Annotated in this window: 19 protein-coding genes and 1 pseudogene; 11 read left to right on the top strand and 9 right to left on the bottom strand. The window is 63.6% G+C overall.

Translation table 11 applies throughout. The features are described from left to right. From LB577_RS11595 to LB577_RS11580, 4 genes and pseudogenes are all read left to right on the top strand, one after another. Positions 1 to 933: a VOC family protein gene (locus LB577_RS11595; protein ID WP_224686813.1), complete on the top strand. Its 933-nt coding sequence runs from the start codon at positions 1 to 3 to the stop codon at positions 931 to 933. 4 nt (positions 934 to 937) lie between these two features. Continuing rightward, positions 938 to 1,558 (top strand): alpha/beta hydrolase, encoded by a 621-nt coding sequence (locus LB577_RS11590; RefSeq protein ID WP_224686812.1) that lies wholly within the window; start codon positions 938 to 940, stop codon positions 1,556 to 1,558. A gap of 2 nt (positions 1,559 to 1,560) precedes the next feature. Continuing rightward, positions 1,561 to 1,859, top strand: a pseudogene (locus LB577_RS11585) (GNAT family N-acetyltransferase). 141 nt (positions 1,860 to 2,000) lie between these two features. Continuing rightward, positions 2,001 to 3,059 (top strand): dipeptidase, encoded by a 1,059-nt coding sequence (locus tag LB577_RS11580; protein WP_224686811.1) that lies wholly within the window; start codon positions 2,001 to 2,003, stop codon positions 3,057 to 3,059. Between the two features lie 5 nt (positions 3,060 to 3,064). Here LB577_RS11580 and LB577_RS11575 read toward each other — a convergent pair whose 3' ends face one another. The 4 genes from LB577_RS11575 to LB577_RS11560 are packed head-to-tail and all read right to left on the bottom strand — an operon-like array spanning position 3,065 to position 7,784. After that, positions 3,065 to 3,322, bottom strand: coding sequence for a hypothetical protein (locus LB577_RS11575; protein WP_224686810.1), 258 nt, complete (start codon positions 3,320 to 3,322; stop codon positions 3,065 to 3,067). Positions 3,323 to 3,324: 2 nt separating this feature from the next. Beyond that, positions 3,325 to 4,560 (bottom strand): aminomethyltransferase family protein, encoded by a 1,236-nt coding sequence (locus LB577_RS11570; protein ID WP_224686809.1) that lies wholly within the window; start codon positions 4,558 to 4,560, stop codon positions 3,325 to 3,327. A gap of 52 nt (positions 4,561 to 4,612) precedes the next feature. Continuing rightward, the gene (locus tag LB577_RS11565; protein WP_224686808.1) at positions 4,613 to 6,178 is read right to left on the bottom strand and encodes a phytoene desaturase family protein; all 1,566 of its coding nucleotides are present in this window, start codon (positions 6,176 to 6,178) and stop codon (positions 4,613 to 4,615) included. Continuing rightward, the gene (locus LB577_RS11560; protein ID WP_224686807.1) at positions 6,165 to 7,784 is read right to left on the bottom strand and encodes a phytoene desaturase family protein; all 1,620 of its coding nucleotides are present in this window, start codon (positions 7,782 to 7,784) and stop codon (positions 6,165 to 6,167) included. Before LB577_RS11560 ends, LB577_RS11565 begins: the two co-directional genes overlap by 14 nt. A gap of 193 nt (positions 7,785 to 7,977) precedes the next feature. Here LB577_RS11560 and LB577_RS11555 point away from each other — a divergent pair, with 193 nt between their 5' ends. The 5 genes from LB577_RS11555 (at position 7,978) to LB577_RS11535 (ending at position 13,089) form a co-directional block, all read left to right on the top strand. Further along, the gene (locus LB577_RS11555) at positions 7,978 to 8,772 is read left to right on the top strand and encodes a methyltransferase domain-containing protein (protein WP_224686806.1); all 795 of its coding nucleotides are present in this window, start codon (positions 7,978 to 7,980) and stop codon (positions 8,770 to 8,772) included. A gap of 27 nt (positions 8,773 to 8,799) precedes the next feature. Next, positions 8,800 to 9,486, top strand: coding sequence for a transcriptional regulator BetI (gene betI, locus LB577_RS11550; RefSeq protein ID WP_411969240.1), 687 nt, complete (start codon positions 8,800 to 8,802; stop codon positions 9,484 to 9,486). A gap of 25 nt (positions 9,487 to 9,511) precedes the next feature. Continuing rightward, complete coding sequence (locus LB577_RS11545) at positions 9,512 to 10,594, top strand: ABC transporter substrate-binding protein (protein WP_224686804.1); 1,083 nt, start codon at positions 9,512 to 9,514, stop codon at positions 10,592 to 10,594. Between the two features lie 111 nt (positions 10,595 to 10,705). Next, positions 10,706 to 11,782, top strand: coding sequence for an extracellular solute-binding protein (locus LB577_RS11540; protein WP_224686803.1), 1,077 nt, complete (start codon positions 10,706 to 10,708; stop codon positions 11,780 to 11,782). After that, positions 11,779 to 13,089 carry a flavin monoamine oxidase family protein gene (locus tag LB577_RS11535; protein ID WP_224686802.1) on the top strand — a complete coding sequence of 437 codons (1,311 nt, stop codon included), beginning with the start codon at positions 11,779 to 11,781 and terminating at the stop codon, positions 13,087 to 13,089. The genes LB577_RS11540 and LB577_RS11535 overlap by 4 nt, the downstream gene beginning before the upstream one ends. Here the strand turns inward: LB577_RS11535 and LB577_RS11530 are convergent. The 3 genes from LB577_RS11530 to LB577_RS11520 are packed head-to-tail and all read right to left on the bottom strand — an operon-like array spanning position 13,053 to position 15,878. Continuing rightward, positions 13,053 to 14,123 (bottom strand): ABC transporter ATP-binding protein, encoded by a 1,071-nt coding sequence (locus tag LB577_RS11530; protein ID WP_224686903.1) that lies wholly within the window; start codon positions 14,121 to 14,123, stop codon positions 13,053 to 13,055. The genes LB577_RS11535 and LB577_RS11530 overlap by 37 nt on opposite strands. A 16-nt stretch (positions 14,124 to 14,139) precedes the next feature. Beyond that, positions 14,140 to 14,964, bottom strand: coding sequence for an ABC transporter permease (locus LB577_RS11525; RefSeq protein WP_140573285.1), 825 nt, complete (start codon positions 14,962 to 14,964; stop codon positions 14,140 to 14,142). Beyond that, on the bottom strand, positions 14,961 to 15,878 hold the full coding sequence (locus LB577_RS11520; RefSeq protein WP_224686801.1) for an ABC transporter permease: 918 nt from the start codon (positions 15,876 to 15,878) through the stop codon (positions 14,961 to 14,963). Before LB577_RS11520 ends, LB577_RS11525 begins: the two co-directional genes overlap by 4 nt. A gap of 364 nt (positions 15,879 to 16,242) precedes the next feature. On the opposite strand from LB577_RS11520, the gene LB577_RS11515 reads away from it, so the two are divergent. Further along, positions 16,243 to 17,661, top strand: coding sequence for an aminotransferase (locus tag LB577_RS11515; RefSeq protein WP_224686800.1), 1,419 nt, complete (start codon positions 16,243 to 16,245; stop codon positions 17,659 to 17,661). Positions 17,662 to 17,857: 196 nt separating this feature from the next. Here the strand turns inward: LB577_RS11515 and LB577_RS11510 are convergent, their stop codons facing one another. After that, entirely contained in the window at positions 17,858 to 19,060 is a 1,203-nt protein-coding gene (locus tag LB577_RS11510) for an aromatic ring-hydroxylating oxygenase subunit alpha (RefSeq protein WP_224686799.1), read from the bottom strand. A gap of 489 nt (positions 19,061 to 19,549) precedes the next feature. Here LB577_RS11510 and LB577_RS11505 point away from each other — a divergent pair, with 489 nt between their 5' ends. Continuing rightward, a complete protein-coding gene (locus LB577_RS11505; RefSeq protein WP_224686798.1) occupies positions 19,550 to 19,960 on the top strand; it encodes a hypothetical protein in 411 nt (136 codons plus the stop codon). A 118-nt stretch (positions 19,961 to 20,078) separates the two neighbouring features. Here the strand turns inward: LB577_RS11505 and LB577_RS11500 are convergent, their stop codons facing one another. After that, complete coding sequence (locus LB577_RS11500; protein WP_224686797.1) at positions 20,079 to 22,166, bottom strand: PAS domain S-box protein; 2,088 nt, start codon at positions 22,164 to 22,166, stop codon at positions 20,079 to 20,081. Positions 22,167 to 22,198: the final 32 nt, after the last annotated feature.

Below are 22,198 nucleotides of genomic sequence, written 5' to 3'. Positions count from 1 at the left end.
ATGCTCGATCAGATCAAGGGCCTGCACCACGTCACCTCGATGGCCAGGGATGCAAGGCAGAACAATGATTTCTTCACCCATAAGCTCGGCCTGCGCCGGGTCAAGAAAACCGTCAATTTCGACGCGCCCGACGTCTACCATCTCTATTATGGCGACGAGGTCGGCACGCCCGGTTCAGTGATGACTTATTTCCCGTTTCCCAACATCGGCAAGGGCCGTCGCGGCGTCGGCGAAGTCGGCACCACGGTTTATTCCGTGCCGCAGGGCACGCTCGCCTATTGGGAAAAGCGCTTTGCCGATGAAGGCGTCACCGGCGTCTCGCGCGAGGAGAGCTTCGGCGAGAAGCGGATCAGGTTTAATGGCCCCGACGGCGACGGTTTCGCGCTGGTCGAGGACAAGGCCGACAGCCGTGCGCCCTGGGCCAAGGGCGGCATTCCCGCGGACGAGGCGATCCGTGGCTTTCACTCGGTTGCGCTCAGGCTGAAGGATGGCGGCGCCACCGAGGAGCTTTTGAAGTTCATGGGCTACGAGGAAGTCGAGAAATCAGGCACGATTAGCCGGCTGGCGCTGAAGAACGGCAACGGCGCCGATGTCGTCGACATCGAATCGCTGCCGACGGCAGCCTTCGCCGATCTTGGCGCCGGCTCCGTCCACCATGTCGCCTTCGCCGTCGAGAACCGCGCCAAGCAGCTCGAGGTGCGCAAGGCGCTGATCGACACCGGCTATGGCGTGACGCCGGTGATCGACCGCGACTATTTCTGGGCGATCTATTTCCGCACACCGGGCGGTGTGCTGTTCGAAGTCGCCACCAACGAACCGGGTTTCGACAGGGATGAAGATACCGCTCATCTCGGGGAGACGCTGAAGCTGCCGACGCAGCACCAGCACCTCAGACCCTATCTCGAACAGCATCTGCAGAAACTGGAAGGCTGAAGCCATGAGCAAGGACGCCTACATCCAAAAGGTGCTGCCCGGTTCGCCCGGTGGTCCGCTGCTCTTCGTCTTTCATGGCACGGGAGGCGACGAGAGCCAGCTTGTCTCACTGGGGCGCGATCTCGCGCCCCAGGCCACCATCATCTCGCCGCGTGGCGATGTGTCCGAACAAGGCGCGACGCGCTTCTTCCGCCGTACCGGAGAGGGCGTCTACGACATGGACGATTTGGCGCGGGCGACGGACAAGATGGCCGGCTTCGTCAAGGCGCATGTCGAGGCTGCGAAGCCATCGGCGGTGTTTGGCCTCGGCTATTCCAACGGCGCCAACATCCTGGCCTCGGTAATGTTTGCCGCACCAGAGCAGTTCGATGCCACCGTGCTGATGCATCCGCTGATCCCGTTCGAACCACAGGTCAACGGCAGCCTCGCCGGCCGTCACATCTTGGTGACCGCCGGCAAGCGCGATCCAATCTGCCCGCCGAACCTGACGACGCGGCTCGAAGCCTATTTGCGTGCCGATGGCGCCGATGTCACAGTGGAGTGGCACGATGGCGGGCACGAGGTGCGGCCGAACGAAATCGAGGCGGCCCGGCGGTTTTTTGCCGGCGCCGCGCAAGGAGTCTAGAGATGCCCGACCAACTGCCTGAGATCGAACTGGAGGACCGCGGCTCCAAGGGGCGCTATGTCTGCGCGGCCCCGGTGGCGCCGAGGCCGAGATGACCTTCACCAAGATCGGCGAGCACCAGATCATCATCGATCACACAGAAGTGCCGGACGTCTTTCGCGGCCAGGGTGCCGGGCTTCGGCTCGTGACCCGCGCCGTCGAGGATGCGCGTGCGGCGGGCAAGAAGATCATCCCGCTTTGTCCGTTCGCCAATGCCCAGTTCCGCCGGCATAAGGAATGGGCCGACGTGCTGAAGCAATAGGATCGGACAGGCGGGTGATCAGGTGCGCGGTGACAAAAGGTCAGCCGCCGGCACGGCTTTGTAATTTGCGCGGGTAGCACATCGTGCCTAAGTGGGTATGATAATCGCTCCCGCGCCGACAAACGAACCGAATGATCCCCAATGACCGCATCCGATCTCGTCCCCGTCTTCGACGGCCATAACGACACGCTGCTCAGGCTGTATCAGTCCAAGGACACGGACGTCGAAAAGCTGTTTATCGAGGGGAAATCGGGCGGCCACATCGATCTGCCGCGCGCCAAGGCCGGCGGCTTTGCCGGCGGCATGTTCGCCATCTTCCCGCCGCCGGTCGAGAAAGCCAGGCGCAGCGCCGTACCCTCGGCACCGAGCGACAGCGAGCCTTTGCCTCCGGAAGTCCCGCGCACCGATGCGCTCAACTCGACGATCGCGATGGCCTCGATCCTGTTTCGGCTGGAACGGGCCGGAGCGCTTGCCGTTTGCCGCAGCGCCGCCGATGTCCGCGACGCCATGGCGCGCGAGACGATCGCGGCGGTGTTCCACATCGAAGGCGTCGAGGCGATCGATCCCGAACTCACCATGCTCGACGTGCTGCATGCCGCGGGCCTGCGTTCGCTCGGTATCGTCTGGAGCCGGCCGAATGCCTTTGGCCATGGCGTACCATTCCGCTTTCCCTCTTCGCCCGATACCGGGCCCGGGCTGACCGATGCCGGCAAGGCTCTGGTCAAGGCCTGCAACGAGCTGAAGATCATGATCGACCTCTCGCATCTCAACGAGAAAGGCTTTCGCGACGTGGTTGCGCTTAGTGATGCACCGCTGGTCGCCACGCACTCCAACGTGCATGCGATCTGCGGCCATTCGCGCAACCTCACCGACTGGCAGCTCGGCGCGATCCGCGAGTCCGGTGGCATGGTCGGGCTGAACTTTGCCACCGGGTTCCTGCGCGAGGACGGCCGCATGAATGCCGACACCAGCCTCGATATCATGGTGCGCCATGTCGATTCCCTGCTGCAGGCCTTGGGCGAGGAGGGCGTCGGTCTCGGCTCGGATTTCGATGGCGCCATGATCCCGGCAGTCATCGGAGATGTGGCCGGCCTGCCGAAGCTGATCGATGCGCTGGCCGCGCGCGGCTTCGGGCGCGCGCTGATCGAGAAGATCGCTTACCGCAACTGGCTAAGCATGCTCGAAAGAACGATAGGCTGAACGACCTATTCGAAGCCGATGCGCTTCAGCCAGTCCTTGCCGATCCCGCGATCCCTGATGATCGGCAGCGGGTTTTCCGAATCGAGCCTTGCGCAGATGCGATAGACTTCGAGCGTCTCGGCGCTCATCTCGCCGCGTTTGTAGAAGTACATGGCGGCGGCATAACGCGTCCGGCCCGACCATTTCTCGCCGAGCGGCGTGTTGACCAGCTCCCACTGCTCGGCGGCTTCCGCATCTTCTTGCTCGTCTGTCTCGTCGGCCACGGTCAGAAATCCGCCGGCGGATTGGCAGTGCGGCGGCCGAGTTTTATGAAGGGCCGCGCCACCACCTTGGCCCGCTTCATCAGCTTTTGGTACTGCAGCTCGCGCATGGCGTAGATCTCGACCCACAGGTCCTCCACGACAGTATCACCGTAGGGCCGCGCCAGCGAGGCGATGGCGATGTTGCGCTTGGCCATCGGCGACCACATGGCGGCGCTGACCAGACCGACCTCCTGGCTTTTCTTGTGGTAGACGATGGCGTGTTCGGCCGGGACGTTGCCTTCGATCTCCAGCCCGACCAGCACATGGCGGAGCTTGCGTTTAGCGCGAGCCTCGAGAATGGCACGGCGGCCGTTGAAATGGCCCTTTTCCGGATCGATCATGAAGCCGAGCCCGATCTCGTCCGGCATGCGCAAGCGGTCGGCGCGAATGGCGTGCTCGGCTGTGGTGAAGTCCGCATTGGCGACGATCAGCCCGGCCTCGAGCCGCGCACGATTGAGTGCGGTGTAGCCGATGGCGCGGATGCCGCGCGGTTCGCCCGCCGCCATCAGCCGGTCCCAGAGGCTCAGCGCTCCGTCGGCCGGCACGAACAGTTCGTAGCCGAGATCGCCGGTGAAGCCGGTGCGCGAAATGCTGACGGTACCGCCGTCATGGGGAAAATCGGCGAGGTCAAACACCTTGAGTTTCTCGACGCCGACGAACCCGGCATCGCGCAGGACGGCGAAGGAGGTCGGCCCTTGCAGCGCAAGGCCGGCGACGGCCTCGGTTTCTTCCTCGACCGTAACGCTGAAGCCAATGGCGCTGTCGAGAAGCCAGGGCAGATGCCGTTCCTGCGAACAGAGCCGAAAGCGAGTCGACGAAAGCCGGAACAGCGTACCGTCATCGAGGACGAAACCCGCGTCGTCGCACCACGCCGTATAGTGGACGCGGCCGGGCTTGAGTTTCGTCACGTCGCGCAAGGTGACGCGGCTGAGGAAAGCTTCGGCGTCCGGCCCCTCGATCCGGTATTTGGTCATCGGCGAAATGTCGAACAGCGCCGCCTGGCTGCGGATGGCGAAATATTCGAGCTCCTCGTCCCACAGTGAATGCGGCGCGCGGTAGCCGGCCCAATTGTACCAGTCCTGGGTCTTGGCCAGCACATCGAGGCGCGGCTGGAACGATGTGCCGAGGCGCAGCGTGCGGAAATGCGATTGCGCGGCGATGCGATCGGCGGATGGGGTGATGGTGGGTTGATGGTTCATGATGGCGATCCTTCGCCGCAGGGCTGGACTTCCGTGAATAGAAAAATCATGCCTACCCCTTCATCGCAATGATACGCCGCGCGGCATTGAGCCCGGGTGCCCCGGAGACACCGCCGCCGGGATGCGAGCCGGCGCCGGCCAGGAACAGTCCGTCGAGCGGGGTGTCGTAGCCCGACCAGCCGGAAACGGGGCGTGAGATCAGCATCTGGTCGGCCTGCAATTCGCCGTGGTGCCAATGGCCGCCGGGCATGCGGTAACGCGCCTCGATGTCGGCCGGTGTCAGGAGCTCGGCATGGACGACGCTCTTGCCGATGCCGGGTGCGTAAGCCTCGAGTTGCATCATGACAGCCTCGAGGAAGTTCGGCCTGCCGGCAGCCCAGCCCTCCTTCAACGCGTAGGGCGCATATTGCACCACCGCCGACAGCACGCAGCCGCCATCCGGCGCGAGCGACGGATCGGCGAGGCTGGGCAGCGTGATTTCCATCACCGGCTCGGGCGAGAACGCGCCATATTTGGACGGGTTGAAGGCGCGCTCGACATGATCGGGCGAGGGTGCGATGACCAGGCGGCCCTTGTGGCCGGCGGCATCGACGCCGGTGAATTGCGGCGGCCGGTCGAGCGCCAGATTGAGCTTGGCCGCATCGCCCTTCATGCGGATGTTCTTCACCTTGCGCACGAAGCCGGTGTCGATCTGGCGCGGGCCGACAAGATCGAGGAAGGTGGTCGCCGGGTTGATGGCGGAGACGATTGTTCTGGCGCGCAGCTCCTCGCCATTGTCGAGCGCGACACCGATGGCGCGGCCGTTCTCGACAATGATTTTTGCGACCGGAACCGATGTGCGGATTGTCACGCCGGACTTCTCCGCCGAAGCGCGAATGGCGGTGACGACCGCACCCATGCCGCCCTTTGGCAGCATCTGCGCACCGGCTACCCCGCCGGTCTCGCCGGCCAGGCGATAGTAGAGGCCAAGCAGCGAAGTCGGCGAGCGTGGACCGAGATGGCTGCCGAGCGTCGCGTCGAAGGCAAGCAGGCCTTTCAGCCTAATATCGGTGAGCTGTTCGTCAAGCAGGTCGGCGACGTTCATCAACAGCACGCGCAGGAAATCGCGCATGTCTTCCTTGCCGAGCTTCTTCAGCGCCAGCGCGGCCTGGCCGAGGGCTGCGGTCTCCAGTAGCGACATGCCGGCAAGATCGGGTGCGCGGCGGGAGAGGAAAGGTTTCAATATGCTGGCATAGCGCAGCAGCTGCGCGCGCAATTCCTTCCAGGCCGATTGCTCGGAGGAACTGGCGCCGGTCAGCACCTCGCCATAGGCGCCATGCAGGACAAGTGGCGGGCCATCCCTGGACAGAGCAACCGAGGGCATGAAGTCGGCGCGCAGAATTCTTAGCCCGTGCTTCTCCAGCTCCAGCGTTGTTATCACGTCGGGATGCAGCCGGTTCAGCAGATGAGCGACTGACGAGACGCGAAAGCCGGGCGCGAATTCCTCGGTGCGCGCGGCGCCGCCGATCTCGGCTCCAGCCTCCAACACCAGCACGTTGCGGCCAGCCTTTGCCAGCGTGGCGGCGGCGACAAGGCCGTTGTGGCCGCCGCCAATGACGATTGCATCAAATGACGTCATGGGCCGGGCTCATATGCGAGGTCGATTTGGCGAGATCGCGCAGGATTTCCGCCGCCGCGTTGCGGCCGGGCGCACCCATCACGCCGCCGCCGGGATGGGTGGAGGAGCCGCACATGTAGAGGCCACCGAGCGGCGAACGGTATTGCGCGTAGCCGGGCACCGGGCGGTTGAACAGAAGCTGGTCGAAGGTCAGTTCGCCCTGGAAAATGTTGCCTTCGGTGAGGCCGACCTCGGCCTCGATCTCACGCGGCGTGCGCACCTCCATATGGACGATGCGGTCACGGAAACCCGGCGAGTACTCGGCGATCTGCGCGATCACGCTTTCGGCGAAGCCGTCGCGGTCAGCGTCGGTCCAGTCGCGGCCATTCACCTTCGGCGGCGCATACTGCACGAAACAGCTCATGAAGTGCTTGCCAGGGGGAGCCATGGTCGGGTCAAGCGTTGTCGGGATCACCATGTCGAGGAACGGATCGGCCGACCAGCGACCGGCCTTCCAGTCGTCATAGGCGCGCTCCATGCGCTCCATCGAATCGGTGAAATGCATGTCGCCGCGATAGACCGGCGAATCTTTCGGCAAGGCCGGGAATTCCGGCAGCGAATCGAGCGCGATGTTGACCTTGCCGGAGGAGCCGCGGATCTTGAAGTTCTTCACCCGGCGCAGGAAAATGTCGGGCAGCTCCTTTTCCTCGACCAGCTTGAGGAAAGTGCGCTTCACATCGGCGTTGGAGACGACGAGCTTGCCGTAAATCTCCTCGCCTCCGGCCAGTACCACGCCCTTGGCCTTGCCTCGGTTCACCAGCACGTGGTCGACCTCGGCGCCGGTGCGGATGGTGCCGCCCGAGGCCCTGAATGAAGCGGCCAGCGCCTTGGTCACTGCGCCCATGCCGCCGCGCGCATAGCCCCAGGCGCCGACCGAGCCGTCGACCTCGCCCATATAGTGGTGCAGCAGCACGTAAGCCGTACCCGGCGACATCGGCCCGAGCGCGGTGCCGATGATGCCGGACAAAGCGAAGTTCGCTTTGATGACATCGGTCTCGAAATATTCGTCGAGGAACTCCGAGATCGACATAGTCCAGAAGCGCAGCGTCAGCGCCATTTCTTCCGCCGACAGACCGGCGAATTTCTTGCCGAGATAGAGCAGCTCGCCGAGGTCGCGTGGCTTGAGGCTGGTCGGGTCGGGCGCGGTGCGCATCAACAGCGGCTGGATGAAGCGGCACTGCCGCGTCACATCGCGGGCGTAGCGGTCATAGGCCTCGGCGTCGCGTTTGGAGAAGCGGGCGAATTCGCGCCGATGGGCATCGTGGTCACGGTAATTGGCGAGGTAGTCGCCGTCGCGGGTGAACACCGCGCCGCCTTCGTAGGAGATGACCTGCAGGCCGAAGCGCGGCAGTTCAAGGTCGCGCATGATCTCGGGACGGAACAGCGAGCAGACATATGAGCAGTTGGAATAGCGGAAGCCCGGGGTCAACTCGCGGCTGGTGGCGGCGCCGCCGACCCAGTCGTTCTTCTCGACCACCAACACGTCGAGCCCGGCGCGCTGCAGATAGCAGGCGTTGACCAGCCCGTTGTGTCCGCCGCCGATGATGATCGCATCCCAAGCTTTCATTTTGGCTTAATTCTCACGTTCGACCCGCTGTTCATTTTTGCGTGATCTGTTCCCGATTGCGCGGAATTTGGCACGGCATCGGCCATTCTGTCCAGTCATACTGAATGAATGTTCAACAAATGATGTTGCGTTTTCCTTGGCATGCGCTACGCTTTGCGACGTTCGAAACGGGCATTCATCGATTGGGGATCGAATGATCGAAACGGCAGATGCCGAGCCGGAGTATGACGACACCGCCATCCGCTTCCTCGAGGCGCTGTGGGGTGATGGTTACCTGTCGCCGGGTGGACCCGAGGAGGTCGACCGGGTGATCGAAGGCCTTTCGCTTGAGGGCAGGACGATCCTCGATATCGGCTGCGGCTCGGGCGGCATCACGCTGCATCTGGTCGAGCGCCATGGCGCCGTCCATGCCACCGGTTTCGATGTCGAACAGCCGGTGATCGACGCGGCTCGACGGCGAGCCGCCGCGCGGGGGCTCACGGAGCGCGCCAGCTTCATCCAGGCGCCGCCGGGACCGCTGCCTTTCGCCGAGCGCTCCTTCGATGTCGTTTTTTCCAAGGACGCACTGCTGCATGTGGCTGACAAGGACACCTTGTTCGCCGAGATATTCCGCGTGCTGAAGCCCGGCGGTGTCTTCGCGGCCTCCAACTGGATGATTGGGCATGACGGCGAACCGTCCCCCCAGATGAAGGCGTATGTCGCCGCCGAGGGGCTGTCCTTCGCCATGGCATCGCCGGCGCGCTATGCACAGGCGATGCGCGGTGCAGGCTTTGCCGATGTCACCATCAGGGACCGCAATCCCTGGTATCGCGAAGTGGCGCGCGGCGAGCTGGAAAGGCTGAAAGGACCACTCTATGCGCCGGTCGCAGCCGCGGTCGGCGCGGCCTATGTCGACAAGAACATCACGACCTGGGAAGCCATGCAGAAGGTGCTTGACAGTGGCGAGCACCGTCCCACTCATCTGCGCGGTTGGAAGCCGGCTGGATAGCCGGCAATGCTGGAGACCGTCACACCCATGAAGACTTCCGAAGCCGGGGACATTCTCGCTGAAACGGCGCCAAAGAGCGATGCCGAAAAGCGCGGCCGCAAGGCCTCGAAAGAGGTCCGTCGGCTGCAGCTGATCGAGGCGACGATCGATTCGCTGGCCAAGCGCGGCTACGCCGAGACGACGATGGCCGATGTCGCCGATGGCGCGGGCCTCTCGCGAGGCATCGTCAACTTCCATTTCGAGAGCAAGGAAAAGCTGCTGATCGCGACGCTGCAGCATATGTATGACGAGTATTCGGTGCATTGGCGCGCCTCCCTGCAGAAGGCAGGCGACGATCCGGCGCGGCAGCTGCAGCAACTGGTGTGGGCCGACTTCGACCGCTCGATCTGCAACAAGCGCAAGCTCGCAGCCTGGCTGGCCTTCTGGGGCGAGGCCAAGTCGCGGCCGACCTATCAGGCGCTGAGCAGTTCGCGCGACGCTTATTACCAGCAGGTCTTCATCGATCTCTGCACGACGCTCAAGCAGAGCGGCTCGTATGCCTATGAGCCGCAGGTGATGGCGCTGGCGCTCAGCGCCATGCTGGAGGGGCTGTGGCTGCGACTGATGATGGGGACCGAGGACACCACCCGCGAAACCGCCCTGCTGGCGGCCAACGAATTCCTGTCGGCTGCTTTCCCGAAGCACTACCCGCTGAAGGGCGCGACCAAAGCATAAGAAAACCACAGAGGATGGAACAGCAATGAAGACATTGACGAGACGCCTGACGCTGACGCTCGCGCTGGCGGGAACGCTGGCGGCCTCGGCCGCGGCATTGGCGATCGCCGCCGACAAGGATCTGATCGTGTTCGACTGGTCTGGTTATGAAGACCCAAGCTTCCACCCGAAATATGTCGAGAAGAACGGCGACTCGCCGACCTTCGCCTTCTTCGGCGACGAGGACGAGGCCTTCGAGAAGGTGCGCTCCGGTTTCAAGGCCGACCTCGGCCACCCCTGCTCTCAGAGCGTGACGAAATGGCGTGAGGCCGGCCTGCTGCAGCCGCTCGACACGTCGAAGATCACCGGCTGGAAAGACCTCAATCCCGGCATCATGGCGATGAAGAACCTTGCCACGACCGATGACGGCAAGGCGTGGTTCATGCCCTGGGACTGGGGCAACACGCAGCTGACCTACAATTCCTCCAAGATCGACGAGAAGGACGTCCAGTCGCTGAAGGCGTTTGCCGATCCGAAGTTCAAGGGACGGGTGTCGATCGGTGACAATGTCGACGATGCCTATGCGCTGGCGAGCCTTGCCATCGGTGTCAAGGACTGGACCAAGATGACGGACGACCAGTTCAAGCAGGCGTCCGACTTCCTGCGCCAGGTGCACAAGAACGTGCGCTCCTACTGGACCGACACCACCGACGTCGTTCAACTGCTGAGCGGCGGCGAGGTCGACCTTGCCTGGGCCTGGAACGATGCGACGGTGCAGTCGGTCGCGGCCGGCGTGCCGATCAAGTCGAAGAAGGACACCAATGAGGGCATCTCGACCTGGGTCTGTGGCTATGTGCTGTTCAAGGATGCGCCCGGCAATATCGACAAGGCCTATGACTATCTGAACGCCGTCAACGATCCGGAGACCGCCAAGGTGCTGGTCAAGGACTGGGGCTACGGCCAGGCTAACGCCAAGGGGATGGCGGGCGTCGATCAGGCGATCCTGAAGGAAAAGGGCTATGACGACGTGCAGAAATTCATCGACAAGACCCTGTTCCAGTCGCCGGTTCCCTCGGATCTCAAGCTCAAGATGATCGCTGAGTTCGAGAAGATCAAAGCCGGCTACTGAGCCGGTTTCGGCTCTCCGTCCACGCGCCGGGATGGCGGGTGGACGGGCTCGCCAAGAGAGCCGAATTCTCCTAACCTCGCAGCAGCTTTTTTCGCGATGGGGGAGTTTGCCATGAAGTCAGTGCTACGCCGCCTTGCCCTTGCCACTGTCTGCATGATCGGTGCCGGTCCGCTCCATGCCTTCGCCGAGGGCGGTGGCGATCTCGTGGTGTTCGACTGGTCGGGCTATGAGGACCCGCTGCTGCACCCGGCCTACACGACCAAATATGGCGCCGAGCCGACCTTTGCCTTCTTCGGCGACGAGGACGAGGCCTTCGAGAAGATGCGGGCGGGCTTCAAGGCCGACATCGCCCATCCCTGCTCGCAAAGCGTGGTCAAGTGGCGCGAGGCCGGCATGCTGCAGCCGCTCGACACCTCCCGGATCGCGGGCTGGAAGGATCTCAATCCCGGCATCATGGCGATGAAGGACCTTGCCGTCACCGCCGATGGCAAGGCCTGGTTCATGCCCTTCGACTGGGGCAACACGTCGTTGCTCTACCGCACCGACAAGGTGACAGCCGGCGAGGCGCAGTCGCTCAGGATCTTCGCCGACCCGAAATATAGGGGGCGCGTGACCATCGGCGATAATGTCGACGATGCCTATGCGCTGGCAAGCCTGGTCATCGGGCTGAAGGACTGGACCAAGATGACCGATGCGCAGTTCCAGGAGGCGTCGGCCTTCCTGCGCGATGTGCACAAGAACATCCGTTTCTACTGGACCGACGACACCGATCTCAACCAGGCCTTCATCGGCAATGAGGTCGATCTCGTCTGGGGCTGGAACGAGACCTATGTGACGCTCAAGGGGCAGGGCCTGCCGATCGCCATGAACCGCGACAGCAAGGAAGGCATTTCGACCTGGGTGTGCGGCTATGTGATGATGAAGGATGCGCCCGGCAAGCTTGATGAGGCCTATGACTTCTTGAACGCGGTCAACGCTCCCGCTGTTTCGGACTATCTGGTCAAGACCTTCGGCTATGGCCACGGCAACGGCGCCGGCATGGCCGCGATCGACCACAAGGTGCTGACCGACCGCGGCTTCGACAATCTCGACAAGTTTCTCGACAAGACGCTGTTCCAGCAGCCGGTGGCGCCGGAACTGAAGCAACGCATGGTCGCCGAGTTCGAGAAGATCAAGGCCGGCTATTGACGAGCGAATTGGAAAGCACCGATGTCATCATCGTCGGCGCCGGTTTCACCGGCCTGTCGGCAGCGCTCGAGCTGAAGAAGGCCGGCATCGATTTCCTGCTGTTGGAAGCACGCGACCGCGTCGGCGGCAGGGTCGAAGCTGTTGGCAACGGGCTTGGCGAACGGATCGACAGTGGCGGACAGTTTTTCTGCGAAGACATGCCGGAAGTGACTGCGCTGGCCGCGGCGCGCGGCAAGGCCTTCGTCGAAACCTATGTGAATGGCGATTTCATCACCCATCCGTCGATGTCGATCGAAGAGGCCGAGCGAACCTATCATGGCGCGATGGCGATCCGCGAGCGGATGAACAGGATCGATCCCGACGATGCCTCGATTGCCGGACTGACCGTCGCCGACTGGCTTGCCCGCCAGCACGATCCGGCCGATGCCAGGGTGGCCTTCCGTTCGATGATCGAAGGCCTGTGGTGCCTGGCGCTGGACCAGGTGCCGCTCTGGCATCTGATCGACAATGACCGGCGCATCACCAACGAGGTGCCGGAGCTGCAGTATTTCCTGCGCGACACCATGCAATCGCTGGCCGACGATCTGGCGGGCGATCTGGGCGGCCAGGTGCGGCTCGGTGAACCGGTCACGCGCATTGAGCACGGCCCGCAAGGGGTTCGTATCGTCTCGGCCAGCGGCGCCATAGAGGCGCGACAAGTGCTGGTCGCGCTGCCGCCGGCGACGGCCGCAAAGCTCGATTTCGCGCCTGCCTTGCCGGCGGTCCTCAACAAGGCGCTTGGCGTGTGGGAAAGCGGCGCGGTGATCAAGATCCTGGTGCGCTATGCCAGGCCGTTCTGGCGTGATCGCGACTTGTGCGGCATGGTGATGTGGCGCGACCTGCCGGGACTGTTTGCCTGCGACGCCAGCAAGGATGTCGACCACGCCGCGCTCGTCGTGTTCATCGGCGGCCCGCTGGCGCTGCGCTGGCGTGATCTTGGCGAGCCTAGGCTGCGCGCGGAAGTCACCGCCCGCCTGGAGGCAGCCCTCGGCCCGGATGCCGGCGCCGTCATCGATTTCAGTTGGCGAGACTGGACGCATGACCGCTGGAGCGGCGGCGCCTATAGCGATCTCGTCGTCGACGTGACGGCGAGGGACGCCGAGCGAACGATCCTTGCCGGCGCGCCGCCGGTGCATTTCGCCGCGTCGGAACTGTCGCCGTCATTTCCGGGCTATGTCGAGGGCGCGATCGTGGCGGGGCGCATCGCTGCCAGGAAGATCGCGGCCGCGCTTCAGTCCGACATCGCCACCAGGGCCTCGGGGTCGTAGGCGAGGCGGATCGGGGTGCCGACCGGAATGTCGTCGGCACCGAAATCGTTGGTCTCGGTCACCGACAGCGGCTTTTCGAGGCCCGGTATCTCGACGATCAGATGGGTGATCTCGCCGAAATAGTGGCGCTCGACCACCTTGCCGGCGACCTCGAATTTCGCGGTTGCATTGTCCCACAGCACGCGCAGGCGCTCCGGCCTGATACCCAGCGTGGCGCCACCGCCATTGCGCACGAAAGCCTTCGGCTTGTCGGTCTTGACGCGGCCGAAGCCCAGCGTGTCGACGACCAGCGAGGCACCGTTCTCCTCGACGATCTCGGCCTTGACGAAGTTCATGCCGCCGAGGAAGTCGGCGACCTGGCGGTTGACCGGCCGCTGGTAGATTTCCTTCGGCGAAGCGACCTGCGCGATCCTGCCGCCGAACATCACGGCGATGCGGTCGGACATGGCGAGCGCCTCGTACTGGTCGTGGGTGACCAGCACGAAGGTGATGCCGACCGCCTGCTGCAGGCGGCGCAGTTCGACTTGCATCTGCTCGCGCAGCTTCTTGTCGAGCGCCGACAGCGGCTCGTCAAGCAAGAGCACCTTGGGCCGCATCACCAGCGCGCGGGCGAGCGCCACGCGCTGCCGCTGGCCGCCGGAGAGTTCGGTGGCAAGCCGCTTGCCGAGCCCGGTCAGCGACACCTGCGCCAGCGCTTCCTCGACGCGGCGCTTCTCCTCGCCGTGCAGCCTCAGCCGCTTCAGCCCGTAGGCGACGTTCTGCTCGACATTGAGATGCGGGAAGATCGCGTAGCTCTGGAACACCATGTTGGTCGGCCGGCGGTTGGCCGGGATGCCTTCCATCGGCTGGCCGCCGACCGCGATCGAACCGCTGGTCGGATTGTCGAAGCCGGCGATCATGCGCAGCAGCGTGGTCTTGCCGCAGCCGGACGGGCCGAGCAGCGAGAAGAACTCGCCTTCCCTGATGGTCAGCGAAGCGTCATCCAGCGCTTTGAACGCCCCGTAGCTACGGGTGACGTTGCGGATCTCGATCATGGATCGCTGCGTCCGCTCAGGCATAGAGGCCTCCCTCGTTCTGGGTGCGTCTGGCCGCGCGGCGACGCAGGATTTCGGCGATGGTCATCAGCAGGAAGGAGGCAACCAGAAGCAGCGTTCCCAGTGCCAGCACGCCCGGCAGCTTCGCCGCGAAGCGCAACTGGCCCCAGATGTAGATCGGCAGCGTCGCCTCGGTGCCGGTCAGGAAGAAGGCGATGATGAATTCGTCGAGCGAGATGGTGAAGCAGACCAGCAGGCTGGAGATGATGGCCGGCGCCACCATCGGCAGCGTCACCCGCCGGAAGGTGCCGAAGGCGCTTTCGCCGAGATCGGCGGAGGCTTCCTCCAGGCTGCGGTCGAAGCCTTCGAAGCCGGAGGTCAGCACCGTCATCGAATAGGGAATGCAGATCAACACGTGGCCGAGCACCACGGTGAACAGCGAGAGGCTCAAACCGAGTTGCAGCATCACCAGCAGCATCGAGATGGCGACGATCACTTCGGGCAGTACCAGCGGCGCCATGATCAGGCCGTTGATGGTGCGGCGGCCGGGATAGCGGTAGCGGGTGATCGAGCGGGCGGCGAGGATGCCGAGCACCGTGGCGAGAACCGAGGCGCAGACGCCGACCTTCAGGCTGTTCCAGGCGGCGTCGAGCAGGGCCGGGGTGTTGGGCAGATCCTCATACCATTTCAGCGTAAAGCCGGAGAGCGGAAACTTCGGCGTCGCTGCCGTGTTGATCGAGAAGATCGGCAGGAAGATCACGGGCAGATAGAGGAAAGCGACATAGAGGAAGGCATAGGCGGACAGCCAGCCGCTGGACAGGAAGCGCCGCACCGCCGTCATCGTGCCATCCTCTGCAGCGCGCGAATGATCAGCACCGTGACCCCGGCCATCAGCGTCACGATCACCATGGTGGTGACGGAAAGGGCGGCGCCCAGCGGCCAGTTGGAGGCCTTGCCGAACTGTGCCTGGATGGCGTTGGCGATCATGACGCCGTCCTTGCCGCCGACGAGCTTGGGCGTGACATAGTCGCCGACGGTCGGGATCATGACGATCAGGGCCGCCGAGATGACGCCCGGCGCCGACAGCGGCAAGGTCACGCGCAGGAACGAACGCAGCGGACCGTCGCCGAGGTCGGTCGCCGCCTCGACCAGCGTGCGGTCGACCTTTTCCAGCGAGACGAAGATCGGCAGGATGGCGAAGGCCGCCCAGGCATGGGTCAGGGTGATGATGACGGCGCTCGAATTGTAGAGCAGCGCGGTCGACGGCTCGTCGATGACGCCGAGGCCCATCAAGCCGGAATTCAAGACTCCGTTGTAGCCGAGAATGACCTTCCACGACATCACGCGCAGGAGATAGCTGGTCCAGAACGGGATGGTGATCAGGAACAGCCAGAGGCTCTTGTGACGGCCGCCATGGAAGGAAATGAAATAGGCGATCGGGTAGGCCAGGACGACAGTGAACAGGCTGACCGTGAGCGAGATGTAGAGCGAGCGCCACAACAGATCGCGGTAGATCGGCTCGGTCAGCGCGACGCGGTAGTTCTCCAGCGTGAAGGTGCGGTCGATGGTCAGGTAGTGCTGCGTCCAGAAGGAGTGGGCGATGACCACCAGGATCGGCAGGACCAGCAGGATGAGCGCATAGAGAAAGGTTGGGCTGATCAGCGCAAAGCCCTGTACGGGTTCGGATTGCAGAAGGGCATTTCGTCTGGCCCGCGTCATGCGCAACGGAGGCGACCCTTCCGCGGCCGCCGTCATTGCCAGATCCTAGGGGGCAGGACTCGGGGGAGCAAGACTCCGGAGGGCAGGACTCCGGGTGTGATCTCGGTTGCTGGCCTGGACTGTCCCGCCATGCGGCATCCCATTGTGCTGGCGCCGGCTGTGTTCCCATTTTGGTTTCGGAGCGCGATCGGACGCAAAACCGGTGACCACTTTTGCTGATCGCATTCCTAGCTTGCCGGCTTTCTTTCATCATGCGCGCATCCGTCGATTGAAATCAAGCGCTATTTCTGAGATATTGATTGAATGGACATTCAAAAAGCAGGTGAAGAAAGCCGCCATTTCCGGCATTTGCGCCGATTTTAAGTCCGAGAAAAGATTGACAGGCGGTATGGAGGCGAGAATGGCGGCGGTGAGAGACCTGAAGGCGACTGAAATGGCGGCGCATGGCGGCGATGATGCGATCGAGCTGGGCAAGCGACACCTCATCCAGCCTTGGCCCTATGCCGGTTCCGTCGGTGCCGAAGCGCGCGCGCTGATCGGCGAGGGCGACGGGATCTACATTACCGACAGCACCGGCAAGCGGCTGATCGATGGGCCTGCCGGCATGTGGTGCGTCAATGTCGGTCACCGCCGCGAGGAGCTGGCCCGGGTGATGTACGACCAGGCGATGGCGCTGTCCTACAACACGCCGTGGTACACGATGAACGCGCCGTCGGCGGAGCTTGCCATGCGCATCGCCGGCCATGCGCCCGGCGATCTCAGCCACGTCTTCTACACCACCGGCGGCTCTTCGGCCGTCGAGACGGCGCTGCGCTTCATGCAGTTCTACAACAATGTGCGCGGCCGGCCGGAAAAGAAGCTGATCCTGAGCCGGGGCGGCGCCTATCACGGCTCGACCTATCTGTCGGCCTCGCTCAACGGCCGCCCGCGCGACCGCGACTGGATGGACGGCGCCGACGAACTGGTGATCAAGCTGTCTTCGCCCGATCCGTTCCGCCGCCCGCACGGCATGAGCCTTGCCGCCTTCACCGATTTCCTTGTCGACCAGTTCCGCGACACCATCGCCCGCGTCGGCGCCGACAAGATCGGCGCTTTCGTCGGCGAGCCGGTGCAGGCCTCCGGCGGCGTCGTCGTGCCGCCCGACGGCTATCTCAAGCGCATCCGCCAGATCTGCCGCGACAACGACATCCTCTATGTCTCCGACGAGGTGGTGACGGGTTTCGGCCGGCTTGGCCATGTTTTTGCCTCGGGCGACGTGTTCGGCATCGATCCCGACATGATCACCTTCGCCAAGGGCGTCACCTCGGGCTATTTCCCGCTCGGCGGCGTCATCATCTCGGAACGGCTGCTGGAGGAACTGCGCCGCTCGAACCATCCCGACGCCCTGTTCGGCCATGGCCTGACCTACACCAGCCATCCCGTCGGCTGCGCCGTGGCGCTGAAAAACCTCGACCTGCTGGAACAGGGCGTGCTTGCGCACACGCAGGCGGTCGCGCCCTATTTCCAGGCGCAGTTGAAGACACTGGAAGAGCTGCCGCTGGTCGGCGAAGTTCGTGGCGTCGGGCTGATGGGCTGCGTCGAATGCGTCGCCGACCGCGAAAGCAAGGATCCGCTGCAGCTCGACAAGGATGTCGGCAAACGCATCGACGCGCATTGCCACGAGCTCGGCCTGCTGGTGCGGCCGCTGATCAACATGTGCGTGATGTCGCCGCCGCTGATCATTTCGCGAGAGCAGATCGACGACATGGTCGCCATCCTGCGCGAAGGCATTTCGCGCACCATGGACGATCTCAGGAAAGAGGGCGTGTGGCGGGGGTGAAGCTCGTCCCTTCTCCCCGTTTCACGGGGCGAGGGTGCCAGCAGGAGGATGAGAGGCGGCGCCAGCGTTGGCGATTGTTCGCATCCGCATCTCGTTGCCTACCCGATGCAATTCCGCAAGGCTGCCCTTCACCTGCCTGCCGGCATCCCCTTCCCGTAGAACGGGCGAGAGGGACGCTCGCTTCGCGGTCAGCATCTTACGAACGCGACCTGAGCGCGTCGTTCAAGTTCCACATGTCCTTCTCCTCCGGCGCTGTCTCCAGGCCCAGCACCGGCAGCATCTTGCGCAGGTGGTCGTGGTGGGTGCGCACGCCATATTCGAGGTCGGAGAGGTAAAACCCCTCGAAGGCTTCGGACAGCATGGATTCGTTCGACCACACCGAGAGCTGCACGTCTTCCGACATGGTGTCGCGGTCGATGCGGAAGGAGAGATAGCGGGCGGCGGCCTGCTCGCGGCTCTCGTCGCGGTAGCGGTAGATGGCGCCGCGCAGCAGCGTCTGCCCGGTCGACAGCGGAAACTCCTGGTAGAACTGCACCGATTCCGGCATCACCGAGATGACCGCATTGGGGAAGATGCCGTAATAGACCCAGGCCTTCTTCAGATAGTGGGGCAGATGCGTCGGCTCGGGCGCGATCTTGACGTAGTTCCGGACGCTCCAGCGGCGGCCGGCATGCGGGTTGTAGGTGGCGAAGGAGCGCGACACGCCGTTGATGAACGGCTCGTCGAAATAGGTCGCGCCATATAGATCCTGCAAAGCAGGATGGGCCATGGCGACATGATAGCCTTCATTGTCGACATCGCGCACCGACTTCCAGTTGACCGGCGTCTTCTGGGTCCAGATGCCCCAGGAGGGCACCATGTCGGCGGCCTTGTAGTGCGCGAATTCGGGCTCGATCGGCTTCATCAGTTCGGCGACCGAAGGCTGCGGCCCGCCATTGCGGAAACGGATGAAGATGAAACCCATCCAGATTTCGAGATCGAGCGGCATCAGTCCGAACTCGGTCTTGTCGAGATCGGGGAAAGAGCGCGGGCGCGCGGCGCCGCGCAGCGTGCCGTCGAGATTGTAGACCCAGCCATGGAACGGGCACACCAGCGCGTTCTTGCAATTGCCCTGGCTGTCGGCGACGACGCGGCTGCCGCGATGGCGGCACATGTTGTTGAAGCCGCGCACCACGGCATCCTTGCCGCGCACGATCAAGGCACGCTCGCCGACCACGTCCATGGTCAGATAGTCGCCGGCGTTGGGTACGTCGGAGACATGTCCGACGATCTGCCAGTGGTTGCGAAAGACATGTTCCTTCTCAAGCTCGAGAAGGGCATCGGAATGGTAACTCCAGCCCGGTAGTCCCCGCCGGTCCCAATCGTTGGGGATCGCCACGTCACGAAGGTGCGGGTTCATAAAAGTCTCTTCTTTTTATTGAATAATCATTCAATAAAAGCATATTTTGCATTAAAATGCAATGGCTTGCGAAAATCGTCCTGATTTTTCACTGAAATTCGAGCGCCGTTCCCGCTTGAATCCGATTGGGCTGTTGGCCGGGAAAATCCCTGAGAATCCGGGTGTTAGTGATGGTTTCCAGGGTGCTGTCCCGGCTCGACTCCGTATGGCGTGCCGACGGACGAACAAGGCTTGTCGCGAGGGATCAAAATGGCCTCGCCGGCTCTGCCCGCGCTGCAGCGGCGCTCTGGAACGGATCGGGCCCGAAACCGGCGGCGCGAACCTTTGTTCGACGAGCGTGTGGCCGGGTTGTGACCGTTTTTGCCCGATTTTGCCCGGAACCATGTTTCGTTTCGGTTACATTGCCAGGCTCGCGTCACCTTTGCGCCGTTACAAAGTGCGGCTAGGTTCGTTTCATCACCAAAAAGAAACTCAGCGAAGGGGAAGGCAATGTATGCGAAAGTCGAGACCATCAGCAGCGACCACCGCCTTGAGGCTCCGCAGCGCGCTGACCGCCGCCGGAAACTGGCGTTACGCCAACGCGCCAGCGACCACCCGATGGCCATGTTCATGGGGCTGGCTGCTTGCGCCTTCCTCGGCATGGCGCTTACGCCGACGGTCGGGCCGGCCTTCGCTTCGCTGAACCCGCCGGCCAACGCCATCGATGGCGCGCCGACAACCATCAAGACCGCGCGCCTGCCGATGCGCGCAATCGACTTCGCCTGCAAGGGCCAGTCCTGGGGCGCCGAGAGCGTGGATTGCCTGCGCGCCATTGCCCAGCAGTCCGGTACGCACAAGAACCGCGCCATCCGCATGATCGCCAACGCCGCACCGTTGACCGATACGCCGAACGTTTTCTGATTTCCGTCGAGGCATGATCCCGAACCGGTTCCCTCTCGGGATCGTGTCCTGACCTCCCCGAGCGCTCCTCCAGCGCTCCATTCGGCTCCCGCGGCGCAATCCGCCGGGGGCCACTTTTTTATCCTTTGACCGTCGCCTGTTCGGCAATGGCGGACAGCACGCTGCGAACATCGAGCGTGCTGAACGGCTTTTCGAGGATCTGTGGCCGCTGCTGCGCCGGCAAGGCTTCGATCTCCGCTTTCGCACCGATCAGGTCGCCGGTGACCAGCACGAAACGCCGCGCCAGATCAGGCCTTTCGGCCAGCAGTTCGCGATAGATGGCGATGCCGCTGATGCCAGGCATGCGCAGGTCCGAAAACACGATGTCCGGCGGCATGTAGCCGCTCAAGGTGGCGGCGCCCGATTCCCAGACGAGCGCGACCCGCGACTTGATGCCCATCAATTCGAGAATGTCGGACAGCGATCCTGCGACGTCAGGCTCGTCGTCGATGATCAGGGCATGGCGCAGGCCACTCGAGCGCGGTTGGTTCTCGCCGGCGGCAGCGATGCCGGCTTCAATGGCCGGAAGCTGGACGACGAAACGCGCGCCTCTCGGCAACACTTCCTCGAACCAGACATTGCCATTGTGCCGCTCGATGATCGACTTCGAGATCGACAGGCCAATACCGGTGCCGACGCCAACTGGCTTGGTGGTGAAATAAGATTCGAAGATGCGGGAGCGGATGACTTCTGGCACACCGGGCCCGTTGTCCTCGACCGAAAAGCCGGGTTTGCCCAGGTCGCCGCGGAACGTCCGTACCTTGATCAGCCGGTCGCCGGCGACACCGGCCAGCGCATGCTGGCTGTTGATGAGGAAATTCGCCGCCACCTGCGTCACGTGGTCGGCATCGGCCATGGCCAGCAGCGGGCCAGCGGCAAAATCCGTGTCGATGATGATGCCGCTCGATCGTGCGCCATAGGCGGTGACCTCGAGAGCGGCGCGGATCACCTGGTTGAGGTCGGTTTCGGCCTGTGCCGCCGGATGAAGGCGGACCATCGACAGGAAGCTCTTGACGATGCGCCCGCAGCGCTCGGCGGCGGCGCGGACTTTCTCGGCACGAACCTTGGTCTGGGGGTCGGAAGCGAATTCGTGCAGCAGCGTCGATTGCGCGACCACCACCGCCAGCGGGTTGTTGAGCTCGTGCGAGACGCCGGCCAGCAGCGAGCCCATCGCCGCCATCTTCTCGTTCTGGTGCAGCTTTTCGCGCTGCCGGTTGATTTCCTCCTCGGCGCGCAGCCTGTCGCGCAGGTCGCGGATCGAGCCGAAGATCAGGCGACGGTCGCCGACGCGCATCTCGGTCGCCGTCAGCTCGATCGGAAACACCTCGCCGGCGGCATTCTGCGTCACCGTTTCCAGCCGCTGGCCGACCATCGGCGCGCCGCGCCCCGACATGTAGTCGGCGCCCGAGGTATAGCCCTTGCGGTAGTATTCCGGCACGACGGTGTCGAGCAGATCCTTGCCGAGGATGTCGCTGCGCTGGAAGCCGAACATCTTTTCGGCGGCTGGATTGAATTCGATGATCGATCCGGCTTCGTCGATGACGATGATGGCGTCCAGCGAGGCCTGCAGCATCGTGCGGCGGATGACCTCGCTGGCATGGGCGTCGGAGAGCGAATGTTCGATGGCGTCGCCGATGGCGAGCGCGATGATATGCAGCGTCGCCTCTTCCTCGTCGGTCCACTCGCGCTCGTCGACGCAGTCATTGACCGCCAGCGTGCCCCACAGATGGCCATGCGCGAAGACGGACACGGACAGGAACGACTTGATGTTCTGCTTTTCGAAGTCGGTCCTCAGGAAACCCTCGAGATCGCGCGTGTGTCCGGCGAAGATCTTGCCCTGGCGTTCGTCCTCGGCCACCCGCTCCAGCAGCGGATCCGAATTGACGATCGACTGCATGATGACGGTCGGCGCCGCCAGCTCTCCGCCGAAGTCGGGATCGATCCAATAGGCGGCGACCGACTGGGCAAAACCCTGGCCGGGCAGTTCGCGCAAGCGGAACAGGATGCCGCGCTGGCATTCGATGGCGCGGCACAGCGTTTCCAGTATGCCGTCCATTTCGCGCTGCCAGTCGCCGGCCTCGCGCAGCCGGCGAACCACGCGCACCGCCGCCATCGCCGCGCCCTGCCTGAGCCCTTGCATATCCGTGCTTGCTGTTTCAGCGGTCATCGTCAGCCGTTATTCCCAAGTCCTGCCAATTC

Origin of the sequence: Mesorhizobium sp. B283B1A (genome assembly GCF_020165735.1) — a bacterium.
Classification (GTDB): Bacteria; Pseudomonadota; Alphaproteobacteria; order Rhizobiales; family Rhizobiaceae; genus Mesorhizobium; species Mesorhizobium opportunistum.
Note: the sequence above shows the minus strand (reverse complement) of the source record. Positions and strands in the feature narration are given on the sequence as shown.